Source organism: Aestuariimicrobium kwangyangense DSM 21549 (assembly GCF_000421525.1).
GTDB lineage: Bacteria > Actinomycetota > Actinomycetes > Propionibacteriales > Propionibacteriaceae > Aestuariimicrobium > Aestuariimicrobium kwangyangense.
In genome coordinates this window covers 842,542-855,786 of the sequence record NZ_ATXE01000001.1, presented here as the reverse complement: position 1 = coordinate 855,786, position 13,245 = coordinate 842,542, and the positions used below count along the sequence as shown (strand labels likewise).

8 protein-coding genes are annotated in these 13,245 nt (G+C 69.5%); 5 read left to right on the top strand and 3 right to left on the bottom strand.

All coding sequences use genetic code 11. The annotated features are described in order from the left end of the window. The first annotated feature begins 53 nt into the window (after window positions 1-53). From H507_RS14530 to H507_RS0103710, 5 genes are all read left to right on the top strand, one after another. Window positions 54-2,294: a hypothetical protein gene (locus H507_RS14530; protein ID WP_022909383.1), complete on the top strand. Its 2,241-nt coding sequence runs from the start codon at window positions 54-56 to the stop codon at window positions 2,292-2,294. An 8-nt stretch (window positions 2,295-2,302) separates the two neighbouring features. Continuing rightward, on the top strand, window positions 2,303-4,933 hold the full coding sequence (locus H507_RS0103725) for a hypothetical protein (protein ID WP_026377727.1): 2,631 nt from the start codon (window positions 2,303-2,305) through the stop codon (window positions 4,931-4,933). A 110-nt stretch (window positions 4,934-5,043) separates the two neighbouring features. Beyond that, the gene (locus tag H507_RS18350; RefSeq protein WP_022909381.1) at window positions 5,044-6,774 is read left to right on the top strand and encodes a peptidoglycan-binding protein; all 1,731 of its coding nucleotides are present in this window, start codon (window positions 5,044-5,046) and stop codon (window positions 6,772-6,774) included. Window positions 6,775-6,937: 163 nt separating this feature from the next. Beyond that, complete coding sequence (locus tag H507_RS0103715; protein WP_022909380.1) at window positions 6,938-8,803, top strand: gamma-glutamyltransferase family protein; 1,866 nt, start codon at window positions 6,938-6,940, stop codon at window positions 8,801-8,803. A 12-nt stretch (window positions 8,804-8,815) separates the two neighbouring features. Then, entirely contained in the window at window positions 8,816-9,031 is a 216-nt protein-coding gene (locus H507_RS0103710) for a hypothetical protein (protein ID WP_022909379.1), read from the top strand. Window positions 9,032-9,085: 54 nt separating this feature from the next. Here the strand turns inward: H507_RS0103710 and H507_RS0103705 are convergent, their stop codons facing one another. The 3 genes from H507_RS0103705 to H507_RS18345 form a co-directional block, all read right to left on the bottom strand. Next, window positions 9,086-10,024, bottom strand: a complete 939-nt coding sequence (locus tag H507_RS0103705; protein ID WP_040437404.1) for an aminoglycoside phosphotransferase family protein — start codon at window positions 10,022-10,024, stop codon at window positions 9,086-9,088. Between the two features lie 94 nt (window positions 10,025-10,118). Continuing rightward, window positions 10,119-10,862: a dienelactone hydrolase family protein gene (locus tag H507_RS0103700; protein ID WP_022909377.1), complete on the bottom strand. Its 744-nt coding sequence runs from the start codon at window positions 10,860-10,862 to the stop codon at window positions 10,119-10,121. A 226-nt stretch (window positions 10,863-11,088) separates the two neighbouring features. Next, a complete protein-coding gene (locus H507_RS18345) occupies window positions 11,089-13,137 on the bottom strand; it encodes a glycosyltransferase family 39 protein (RefSeq protein ID WP_022909376.1) in 2,049 nt (682 codons plus the stop codon). Between the last annotated feature and the right edge of the window lie 108 nt (window positions 13,138-13,245).

Here is a 13,245-nt window from a genome sequence, read left to right as displayed (position 1 = left end):
GAAGAAGTGAGGACACCCTCGTCCCCACCCATCCCATGAGGAAAGGCGAAACCATGGTCCAGGCAATGGGTCCGACCTACGCCGGCGGAACCCAACCGATCGTCAAGGACGGGTACGCCGTCCTGTACCTGCCAGACGTGTGCAACCGCGAGCTGATCGCTGCCGGCGAAGCACCCGTCTTCTACTACATCCCCAACCAGGTGCGCATGGCCCGCAAGAACGGCCCCGATTCCGGCGACTACCTGTTCAACCTGCTGCGCTTCTCCGGTACCGGCGGCGAGGGCGTGGTCGGCGGGGGTGGCGAGGTGGCGGGCGGCATGCTCACCTTCTCGGTCACCGGCGCCCTGCCCGAGGCGACCCGAAGTCAGGCGGAGGGCCAGATCACGGCCATGTTCGCCGACTCCGATGACGCCTTCTGGGGACTCAGGGGCCACCAGAAACCACCGATGTTCCGGCCGGCGATCATCTGCGAGACCACCACGAGCGTGTCGAACCTCGCACCCACCCCCACCGGGTTCCCCACGCAGGACCCCGCCGGCGGCAACCGAAGCCTCGCGAACGGTGGCTTCCGCACCATCGGCATGCCGCGCGCGAAGGCCCTGACCCGCGACGCTGAGCCCACCGCCCCCGACAACAACCTCGACCCGTGGTACTGCGTGCTGCAGGGCCAGGGAGCGGGTTCGATCGACCCCACCGGCACCCACGCCTTCTCGGGATTGCTGGGCACCTACCCCACCTCGATCGCGTGGGCAGGATTCCACGGCGCGGCCAGCCCGCTGATCGTGATCCAGAACTACAAGCTGAAGGTCTGGTCGCCGGTCTGCACCATCAAGATCGACGGCAACTGGGACTCGATCTTCACCCACTTCTCCGCCGCCGCCTCTGCCCATTACCTGTGGGCCAAGGTCGACATCCAGGCCGAGTTCAACAACATGCGCAAGTCGGGCGACATCAAGGTCGACATCAAGGTCGACACCACGTTGCCGGGTGCCGACGAGATCGCCAAGAAGATGGACGAGCGCTCCGACCTGGTGTTCAACAAGTTCATGGAGATGGCCCAGAAGGTGATCTTCGACCCGCCCGCACCCAAGGTGGACGCCGCCAAGGCCGACTCCGGCTCCGGCAGCATCTTCTCGCCGTGGGGAGTCTCGGTCGCGCTGAAGTACCGCCGCGACGAATCGCACCTCGACCTGCACTACGAGGAGACCAAGCAGTTCGCCTACCTGCAGGACCACACCGTCTCGTCCTCGCTGGCCGGCATGGCCGACGACATCAAGGCCGACCCCGACGCCGAGCGCAAGTACTTCCTGACCGTCTACCTCGACGACTGGCCACGCAAGCTGGCCCGGGTGGTTCGTCCGGTGGCCAGCTGGGACGACCACACGGTGCAGTTCATGTCGGTGCAGATCGGCTACCCGAACACCGCCGGCGAGCTCAACTGGGAAGGTCACAGCTTCTCCTCCTCCGACGGTGCCGACCCGACCTGGAAGTTCGCCACCACCCAGAAGGTGGCCAGCGACGTCTCGAACGCGCCCTCGGACTGGACCCCTGACAAGACCTACGTCAAGCGCAAGGTCTTCCTGGCAGAGCCGCCCAGCGAGGTGCTCGACCCCTTCCACCGCGTGCAGATCGAGAAGAACGTGATCGATCTCGACCCCGAACCCAACGGCACCCTGCTCAACGACACCACCCTCGAGGTGCGTGCCGACAACGCGGGCCGGATCGCAGTGGGACCGATCTCACTGGGGGCGATGCTGGAGGACAAGAGCCAGGCGGTCGAGGTGGTGATGGAGGCCACCGACGAGAACTACCAGTCGCTGGGCATGGCTCCGGTGAGGTTCCGGTTCGGCGTCGACGACCTCGACACCGACCGCACCTGGACGGTCTTCTCCGGTGACCCGGCAATGCTGCCGTTCTACCGCTACCAAGTGACCGCCACCGTCAAGGGGACGCTGTTCCGCAAGGGCCAGTCGTGGACGGGGCCCTGGGTCACGGCCAACGGCAACGGCCCGATGATCGTGCAGGTTCCGATGCCGGACGATCCGGGTGTCACCACCCGTGGCCTGGTGGACGACCGGGTGCACCAGTTGCGGCAGCTCAGCCGTGGACTGCCGCCCGATCCCGACCAGCTCGGCACCGGGAGCGACACCGGCTCCTCGTCGGCCGGCAAGCCGGCCACCGGTCAGCCCGTCACCGCTGCGGCAGCCGGGACGAAGGCCCCGGCGAGCAGGGACCTGTTCGGTGCCAAGGCTCCGGCGAAGGCCCCCGCCACCTTCCTCGGCTACAAGTTGTGAGTCGGGCCATGTCCAGAGTCGACGTCCGCAGAGACGCCAAGGGGACTCCCCTGGCGAACGTGACAGTGCTGCTCGACCGTTCACCAGCCCCTCACGAGGCCATCGCTGAGCTGGTCAGGTCGGCCACCGTCACCCTCGAGCTCGTCTGTCCGCTGGACCGGTTGAGCTGGGTGAGGTTCACACTCGTGGACCTCGCCCGGCCCGACGGGTGGGCCTCGGTGGAGGCCCACGGTCCGTTCGGTACCGCCGCCCTGCAAGGCACCCTCTCGGGTGACCAGGCCCGACTCCTGCTCGCCGGCCTGTCGGGGGCAACGGACGGGCAACCGGGACCCGACGATCCGCTGCTGCGCATCGAGGCACGACGGGTGGACGGCCTCACCCGCTCCTGGCGGGTGCCGCTGGCCACCGTGCTGGCACCGGTGGTGTCCGAACGCACCGACATCGTCCACCTGGTCGCCGTCAACGGCGCCGGATGGGAGCAGGTCTTTCGGCCCACCCAAGTGAGCCGACGACGTGCCTTCGACCTCGAACTGCCGATCATGCGCCGCATGGGCGGGGCGATGGTGCCCCTGCAGGTGGCGGTCGCCCCGATCCGTCCACCCGCGATCGCGACCGCGATCGAACCGGCGCAGACCCGCGTCACCCCGATCGAGATCGCCACCCGGCTGAGGTATGACCCCGGGCTGATGATGATCCCGATCCAGCCCGTTGAGACCGGACCCGTGCTCGACGGCAGCCCGCTGATGACCGACCGTGGCGACGGCACGCGCTGGTACCTGCCTGAGGTCACCCTGGTGGCACCGGCACCCGGCGTGGATGCCGAGACCTCGCCCTTCCGCTTCGACCTGCAGACCGTCGGGCACCAGGCCGACGGCACACCCGGGTTGGAGGCCACCATCACCCTGACGATCGCCGCCGGCCCTTCGGCCGCCACCACCGCGGCGTGGGAGGCAGCCGGGCAACCGGCCATGAAGCCGATCCCCTGCGCCGTGCAGGCCGGACTGTCCATCCCGTTCCGCGACGAGACCTCGGCCAACCAGGTCGACGTGGTGTCCGCCACCTCGGTGGCGCTGCCAGCGAACTTCGGTGAGGCCGGATCGACCGCAACCCTGACCTTCGCCGTCTCCGACTCGTGGGCCCGCCTGGCCTACGGCGCGCTCTCCACACCCGGCTTCCAACCCAACCCGGCCCAACTGCAGATCACCCTGGCCCACTCGGGCTGGCGTGCAGACCCGCGGCTGACCAGGATCCCCAGTCTGGCCGAACGCCACCAGATCATGCTCGATCGGATCCACGACCGGATCGACCGTGGCATGGGAGTCAACTGGTCGGCGATGGCCAAGGCGCGGCTGCAGATCCGTCCGCCCCTGCAGGTGGTCGACGACCCCGACTTCACCACCGTCACGGTGGCCAGCTACACGTGGATCCAGACCGCCGCGACCACGAACCTGCCGGCGCTGTTCCCGTGCGCCGATGACGGCCAGCTCTACCGGCAGTCGGGAACCGACGGTTGGCAGGCCATCGGCTGCCAACCGGCGCTCAGCCTCGGACAGGCCGAGTACCGCACGTGGCAACGGGAGACGGTCACCTCCGTGGCCGGCGTGCAGGTCTTCCGCTCCCTCACCCAACCCGGCCGCTACCTGCTGCTGCCCAACACCTACGACGTCGGACGACACCGGCTCGACGACACCGAGGAACCCCTCGCACCGACGCTGCTGCTGTCGACGGTGCTCGACACCGAGAACCCCACCAACATCCGCTGCGTGCTGGTCGCCGCACTCGAGTCACCCGTCACCACCGCCCAACGGGCGAGGCTGGCGGCGGAGCTGAGCGCCAGGGCGGGCCGACCGGTCGAACTGGTCAACCCCTGGGATGCGGGCCTGGTGCCGACCATCAGTTGGGCGGTGCCGCTGAACATGACGGTGGCCTCGATGCCGATCGCGACGGGATTCACGCTGCTGCTCACGACAGACATCCCGGGCGTGCTGCTGCTGCAGAGCATCCTGACCGCCTCGTCACTGATGGGTTCCGCCAGTTACACGTTGCCGGGGGGAGACCATCCCCAGTGCACCCTGCGGCTGGCCCTCAACCAGGTGGTCGGGCCGCCCGACGGGCCGATCTCGGTCAGCCGGTCCGGCGACCAACTCACGCTCACCAACAAGGCCGGACGACGGGTGTCGGTCGCGTCCGTGCTGGTGGCGGGTCAGCCGGTCGCCACACCGGCGACGACCATCGACCCGCGGGGCTCGTCCGTCGTCGACCTGCCGGCGGGCACCGGCAGCGACCTCGCCCTGGACTGGCAGCTCGAACCCGGGTCGGAGGCCCTGGACGAGGACCGCAGCTACATCGATGACCTGAACCTCGGGCTCTCGTTCATCGCCACGGGCAACCTGACCGACATCGTGGGGCTCGAGGTGGCCACCGAACTGCTCGGCCACCAACCCGCACCCGTCGAGTTGTCGGCCGCCCATCCGCAGGGGGACGTGCAGTTCGTGCTCCCGCTCACCGTCTACGCCGCCGACCCGGTGCTGCACTACACGGTCACCACCATCGCCACCGACGGCAGCCGCACCTCGGCGCCCCCCGTCGACTGGCACGTGCACAGCGACGGCGCCCTGATCGCGATCCCTCACCCCTGACGCACTGCCGCGTCGGGCGACCATTCACCCAGCCATCACCCAGCGACCCAGCCATCACCCAGCCACCCAGCCATCACCAACCCACCGACCCAGCGAAAGGAACCACTCCCATGACCGGCTACTCCTTGCACATCGGCCTCAACGTCATCGACAACCAGGCCTATGGCATCACCGCACCCGTGCTCGCGGGCTGCATCAACGACGCCAATGACATGCAGACCATTGCCCGCAACTGCGGGTTCCAGACCCGCCGACTGGTCGATGGCCAGGCCACCTCCACGGCCGTTCTCACCGCCATGTCTGATCTCGCCCAACAGGCCACCGCCGACGACATCGTGCTGATCAGCTACTCCGGGCACGGCGGCCAGATGCCCGACACCAACGGTGACGAGGAGGACGGCATGGACGAGACCTGGTGCCTCTACGACCGCCAGGTCGTGGACGACGAACTGTCGCGCATGTACGCCCAGTTCGCGCCCGGGGTGCGGGTGCTGGTCTTCTCCGACTCCTGTCACTCGGGCACCGTGACCCGCGCCGTGCTGGCGATCGCCACCCGCGAGGCCCTGGTCCGCAACCCACTGGGCCGCGAACTGTGGCCGCAAGGAGTGAGGGTGGAGTCGTTCAGGCCGCGAGCCCTGCCGCTCAGCGACTCGTTGGCGGACTTCCACCGCCGCCAGGACGTGTACCGCAGCGTCCAGGCGCTGGCGGGCAAGACCCGTGGCACCGACATCTGTGCCCAGGTGCTGCTGATCTCGGGCTGTCAGGACTCGCAACTCTCGGGCGACGGGGACGGCAACGGGGTGTTCACCGAGGCGTTGAAGGCCGTCTGGGCTGACGGGGGCTTCGTGGGTGACTACCACAGCTTCCACTCGGCCATCGTCAACCGGATGCCCGCCGACCAGGTGCCGAACTACTACCCCACCGGAGCGATGACCGCGGCCTACCAGGCGCAGGAACCGTTCACCGTGGCTCCTCCCAGCGGAGGGCAGGGTTCCGGTGGGCAGGGTTCCGGAGGCCAGAGTGGCGGTCAGAGTTCCGGCGGGCAGGGTTCCGGCGGGCAGAGTTCCGGCGGGCAGAGTTCCGGCGGGCAGGGTTCGGGACGCCCCACCCTTCGCCAGGGTTCCTCGGGGCCCGACGTGACCTTCCTGCAGCAACGACTCAGCGATCTCGGCTACTGGCTGACGGTCGATGGCCAGTTCGGCCCGGGCACCGCTCGGACCGTCCGCTCCTTCCAGCAGAGCCAGGGGCTCACGGCCGACGGCATCGTGGGACCCGACACCTGGGCGGCCCTCGGCGAGGGTCAGGGCAACGGTTCCGATCCAGGGAACACCGACCCCGGCTATTCGGACCCGGGCAACTCGGACCCCGGCAATTCGGACCCGGGCAACTCGGACCCAGGCAACTCGGACCCGGGCAACTCTGACCCCGGCAACACCGGGTCCGGATGGGGCGATCCCGGCAACAACGATCCAGGGAACACCGACCCCGGGAACACCGACCCCGGCAACAGCGACCCCGGCAACAACGATCCAGGGAACACCGACCCCGGCAACAGCGACCCCGGCAACAGCGACCCCGGCAACAGCGACCCCGGCAACTCCGACCCGGGGAACAGTGACACCGGCACCGGGGAGCAACCGGCCAGGGCGACGATTCGGCGGGGATCGAAGGGACCCGACGTGGTGTACCTGCAGCAGCGGCTCAACGAGAACGGTTATTCGCTCTCGACCGATGGCCAGTTCGGTCCGGCCACCGAGTCGGCCGTCCGCTCCTTCCAGCGCGGCAACGGCCTCACGGCCGACGGCGTGGTGGGACCCGACACCTGGGCTGCCCTCGGCTGAGCCCGCCAGGATCACCACCGTGGCTCGACCAACCCCCGATTTCCGAGGGTTGGTCGAGCCACGGTCGTGATCCTGGTCGACCCATGGCGCTGCGAGTTCCACGAGGGGTGAGCGCGGCGGCGGATCCGAGCACCCGTTCGCCCTTGAGCGGTAGTTTCGCGTCATGGCCTTCACCACCCGCCCCACCCTGTCCGGCGACTTCGCGATGGTTTCCACCACCCACTGGCTGGCCACCGCCGCCGGCATGAGCGTGCTCGAGCGCGGCGGCAACGCGGCCGATGCCGCCTGCGCCGCGGCCTTCGCCCTGCACGTGGTCGAACCGCACCTCAATGGACCGGGTGGCGACGCCCCCATCCTGTGGACGGCCAGCGACGGCGAGCCCCAGGTACTGGGTGGCCAGGGACCCGCCCCGAGCCACGCGTCCGCGCAGGCCTACCGCGCCATGGGGCTCGACCTCGTCCCGGGTTCGGGGCCGCTCGCCGCCGCCGTGCCCGGAGCGGTCGACGCCTGGCTGGTACTGCTGCGCGACAAGGGCACCTGGGGGCTCGAAGGTGTGCTCGAACACGCGATCGCACTGGCCGAGCGCGGCCACTTCCCGATCGCCCAGATCGGCCGCACCGTCGAATCGGTCCGTTCACTGTTCACCGACCACTGGACGACCTCCGCCGACGTCTACCTGCGCGACGGCAGGTCACCCAGTCCCGACGAGCGGCTCACCAACCCCGCGCTCGCCGCCACCTGGAAGCGTTGGCTCGCCGAGTCCGAGGCCGGCGGTGGAGACCGGGAGACCCGCATCGAGCGAGCCAGGCAGGTGTGGCGCCAAGGATTCATCGCGGAGGCCCTCGTCCGGGCTGCGAACACCCCCACCCTCGACGCCACCGGCACCGAGCATGCCGCCAGCTGGGAACCGGACGAGCAACTCCGTTGGGAGCCCACCTGGGAACCGACCGTGAGCCACAGCTGGGGGGACTGGACGGTGCACAAGGCCGACCAGTGGACCCAAGGACCAGTCTTCCTGCAGCAACTCGCCCTGCTCGATGACCTCACCCCCGCTGACCTCACCACCACCGATTCGGGTGACTTCGACGCGGCCACCGTGCACCGGCTTGTCGAAGGGGCCAAGCTCGCATTCGCCGACCGGGACGCCTGGTACGGCGACGCCCGCCCCACCCCACTCGACCTGCTGCTCGACGGTGGCTACACCGCGGTTCGCCGGTCATTGATCCGCGAGGTCGCCTCGCTCGGTTGGGTTCCCGGCGAGCCCTTCGAGGGCATCCCGGCACACGTGGCCAGCCACATCACGGGACTGCTGCGTGGCGACCGGGTCGCCGCCGCGGCGTCCGGTCTGGGCGAACCGACCGTGCAACACCAGCAGCCCACCGACCCCTATGTCACCCGCCGCGGCGAGACCCTGGGCGACACCTGTCACATCGACGTCGTCGACCGGTGGGGAACCATGGTCGCCGCCACCCCCTCGGGCGGCTGGTTGCAGTCGAACCCGGTCATCCCCGAACTGGGATTCCCGCTCGGCTCGCGGCTGCAGATGGCCTGGCTGGACGAGGACCTGCCGAACACCCTCACCCCGGGCAAGCGGCCCCGCACCACCCTGACCCCCTCGATCGCGCAGTACGAGGGTCGTCCGACCCTGGCCTTCGGCACTCCCGGCGGCGACCAGCAGGACCAGTGGTCGTTCCACCTGTTCTGCCGCATCGCACACGACTTCGAGACGAGCCTGCGCGGGGGACGGGCCAGGCTCGACCTGCAGACGGCGCTCGATGCCCCGAACTGGCACACCGAACACGTGGTCGGCTCGTTCTATCCGCGGGGGTGGATCCCCAACACCATCGCCGTCGAGGGGAACACCGACCCGGCGGTGGTCGGAGGGCTGCACCGGCGCGGGCACATCGTGCAGGTCGGACCGGCGTGGAGCGAGGGACGACTGTGTGTGGTCGCGCGTCACCCGCACACCGGGCAGTTGCTGGCGGGGGCGAATCCGCGCGGAATGCAGGGATACGCCGCCGGTCGCTGACACACTTCAGGCATGGGACGAGAACTGAGGTCCGGCGACTGCCAGGGCACGTGCAACTGGGGACCCTCCGGTGACCAGATCGACCACATGGAGGTCTTCACCTGTTCCTCATGTGACTCCGAGTGGACCCACGACCAGACGTGGACCCCGCGCAACGCCGACGGCGAGCTGAGCCCCGAGGTGGCTGCCGAGCGGGCGGCTCATCCGATCGCCACCAGCCCCTGGTGACGATCGGACCCGACCCGTGCCCGCAGACACGGCGGGTGTGAGAACGGCCGCGGATCAGGCAAGGCGGCGCTTCAGCACGCCCAGCAGGGCATCGCGGGAGCGGGCCTGGAAGGCGCGGATGGTCGGGAGGTTGTCCGGGGCAGGCTTCTCGGCGACCCAGACGAAGTAGCCGAGGAAACCGGCCCAGACGTCGTCGAGCAGATCGGCGTCACAGCCGAGCCTGGCCGCTGCTGCCTCGACCGCTCCTTCGTGGGCGGGGGTCCATCCCGGAACGGACGCGGTGGCTCCCAGCAGCACGGTGTCGATCCAGGCCGGCCCGCGGCAGGCGTAGGGCCAGTCGACCAGCCACACGGTTCCGGTCGCGTCCACCACCATGTTGTCTGACCGGGTGTCGAGTTGGCAGAGCGCCTCCCCGACCAGGGCAGCTCGGGCCCGCGCACCCCTGGCGCGCAGGTCGTCGAGGCGCTCGGCGAGCCACGGGTCCAGGCTGTCGGGCGGGTCGGCGACGACGTCGTCCCAGTGCGCGAGGTCGGGGCCGAACAACTCGTCCACCGTGGGCAGCTCTGCGGGAGCCACGGGGACGAGGCGAGGCACCTCGGCCACCGAGGCCAGAGCGGCGGTCAGTTCGTCGATCTGCCACGGGGTGTGGGGGTGACGCCCCTCGAGGTCGTCGAAGAGCAGCACAGCCCAGGGGTCGTCGCCGACGCTGAGTTCAGAGCCGTGCATCAACGCCGGGGCCGGGAGACCGCTGGGCAGCAGCCGGTTCACACGCAGTTCCATGCGCAACAGGTCGAGGGAGACCTCGTTCAGCGAGGCGCCCACCGCCTTGCAGAAGACCCTGCGGCCGTCGGCGAGGGTCAACCGGTCGGCCGTCCCCGGGGAGAACCCGCCCGTCTGTCCTTGCCACGACACGACGGACGAGCCCATGGCTCCCTGCACCTCGTCGCGGACGGGGGCGGGCAGGTCGGGCCAGGAGATCCGGGGGGTGAACACCTGTGGCACTCTGCCAGCCGGGCGGCTCGCGACGCACGCGACTTTCGTCACGGCACGGGCTCGACCCATCTGCTCAGGACCGGGGACGACTCCCTCAGGACGTCAGGGTGCGATCGAGCAGGTCCTTCAGTTCCCGGTAGTGGCGCTCGGCGCCGGCCTCGTCATAGGTGGACGAGTCGCTCATGGTGTAGCCGTGGGGTGATCCGGGGTAGATCTGGTTGGAGGAGTTCAGGTGGGCCTCGGACAGGGCCCGGCCCAGGGCCCCGACGTTCTCCGGGGTCATGGAACGGTCCTGATCGGCGTGGCCGAAGAGGAACTCCGCCTTCGCCGTGGCCAGCGCGAGGTGGGGGCTGTCGGGTTCCTCGGTGACCAGGCCGCCACCATGGAAGCCACCGACGGCGACCACCTGGTCGTCGAGACCGGCCGCGCGCACCGAGAACCGAGCCCCCATGCAGTAGCCGGTGACTCCCACCTCGTCCCCGGCGGTGGCGGGCAGGGAGCGCAGCGCGGCGAGGTAGTACGGGATGTCATGGGCGGCGATCCCAGCGGTGAGCCCCTGGACTCGGGGTCCGGCGTGCTCGAAGAAGGCAGCTCGGTTCTCAGCGATGGTCAGGTCGGCCGTGGGCGAGGTCTCGCGCGCCGTGCCGGAGCGCCAGAACAGGTTCGGGGCGAGCACCGTGTAGCCCCAGGACGAGATGCGGTCACACATGCGACCGATCTGGGGACGGAGCCCGAGGGCGTCCATGAACAGGAGGACGCCGGGCCGGGGCTCGGCCTGGGCCGAGAACCACGCCTCGACCGGGTGGCCATCGACATCGATGCTGATCAGTTGCGCCATACCCCGACGCTACTGCAGCCGACGCGGGGCAGGTCCCGGGCTGTCGCTTCGGCGCGGGCCGAGCGCTGGGGCGGGTCGCTGACGGCAATCGTGCGAATCGTGCGCGCTGACAGCAATGGTTGCTCGCTGGACGGAACTCCTGGCGTGAGAGCACACGATCCGCACGATTGGCTGAGTCGCCGCACGCGCGCCCGTCGCCCCAACCGCTGCTGAGTCGCCTGAGCCCTCAGGCTTGGCAGTCGTAGATCTGAGCCGAAGAGACGGCCGAGTCGGTGACCTCTGTGCAGTTCGCCTGCACCCAGGTGTTCAGGGCCGAGGCGCCGGACGACCCCATGGCACCACCCCCCATCCCCCCGCCGAGCATCACGTAGCGAAGGTCGTCCGCGCTGATCAGCTTCTGCAGCTCAGGGACGCTGGGGTAGCCGATGGATCCGGTGAACCCACCCATCGGCAGCACGTCGTAGCCAGCCAGCAACCACGGTCCCGCAGCCTGCGATCCGGGGATGGCGACCAGATACTTCGACCCGGGTTCGTGGCTCTGCAGCCACTCGGCCACCGTGCTGTCGACCGAGCCGCCCACACCTCCCCCGCCGGCTCCCTCCCCGACGCGAGCGGCCGAACCCGTCGCCGAGCCGCCACCCACTTGGTCGGGCGACCCGGCGACACCACTGGGAGCTTGGCCGAACGGTGGCCGCTGGCCGTCGTCGCGGGTGGGCGTCTGCGCCGTGCCCTGGCCGGACTGGCCGCCACCGGCGCCACCGAAGCCTCCGCCACCCTGGCTCGGGCCCGCGGCGGGACCGATGGTGGAACCGGAGTAGCCCTGCTCGATGGTCGAGGCCGCCCACGTCGCCGGGATGGCCAGCACGGCTCCCACCGAGACGACTGCCGCTACTCCCTGCAGCCATCGAGCCAAACCTCTCGCCCGCCGCGCGACGCCCCACGAGAGGGCGAGCAGGACCAAGGCCCCCGCCCCGAGACCGATCGTCAGCGGGATCGACCAAGCGCGGAAATCGGGGAACTGGTGCTGCAACCAGACCGCCCATCCGATCTGCAGACCCAGCGCGGATGGCGCCAGCCCGCGCCGCCAACCACCTGCCCGCCAGGCGAGGGCCGCCATCTTCACCGCGACCACGGCCAGACCGACCACGGCCGGGGCCACAGCCACCACGTAGAAGGAGTGGGCGACCCGGCCAAGGCTGAAGGCAACGGCGTGCACGATGAACCAGACAGCGAACAGCACGATCCCGGCGCGCACCGGGTCGGTGCGAGGACGACGCCACCGCCACACCAGCCCGAGCAGCAGCCCGAGGGTGGCCAAGGGGTAGAACCAACCGACCTGCGTGGTGATCGCGTTCGAGACCATGTACCGCCAGCCCTGCCCCACGCCGCCCCCGGGAGACTGCACTCCCTGGCCGGACTCGTAGCGCCCCAACAGGTTGTAGACGAAGACCATGTCCCACGCTGAATTGGTCCGCGACCCGTCGATCCACGGACGCTGCGAGGCGGGCACCAGACTGACCGCCACGAGCCACCAGACCGAGACCGCCACGGTGACCACGGCCGTCACGGCCAACTGCAGCAACCGCTTCGTCCAGCGCGGTGGTGCGGCCATGAAGTACACCAGCGCGAAGGCGGGCAGGACCCCCCAGGCCTGCGCCATCTTCGCCTGGAACGCCAACCCCACGAAGACCCCGGCGAGCAGCAACCACGTCCAGCGGCCGGTGGTGACGGCCTTGAGCAGGAAGTGGGTGGCGATGACGAGCAGGAGCACCAACAAGGTGTCGGTGATCTGGGCGTGGGCCAGAGCCGCGACGATCGGCGTGGTCGCGTACATGGCGGCGGCGACCAGTCCGGAGCGGGCGCCCATCCAGCGCCGCACCACCCAGAACATGGCCACGATCGTGAGGCAGGCCTCGACCACCTGGGGAAGGAGCACCGACCAGGTGCTGAACCCGAACACCCTGGCCGAGAGTGCCTCGACCTGGAAGCTGAGCGGCAGCTTGTCGAGGGTGATCGACGCGGCTGGGTCATAGCCCATCCAGAAGAAGGCCCGCCACGAGACGCTCATCGAGTGCACGGCGGGGTTGTAGAAGTTGTGCACCATACCGAGCTTGATGCCGGTCCCATAGAGCACTCCCGCGGCGAGCACCAAGGCGGCCAGCGCCACCCACACCCATGCTTTCGAACGGCGGGACGGTTCTACTCCCACCACCGGCGCCTGCAGGGGCAGTTCCTGTCGAGAAGGGAGCGTGGCGTCGAAGGCGCTGGTCGTCATGGCGACACTCCATCGACGCCGGTGATGGCTGCGCTGTGGCGTCCCTGTGCACAGACTGTGAGCACGGGCTCAGCGTTGCCACGTGGACGACGAAGGGCCGCCCCCACG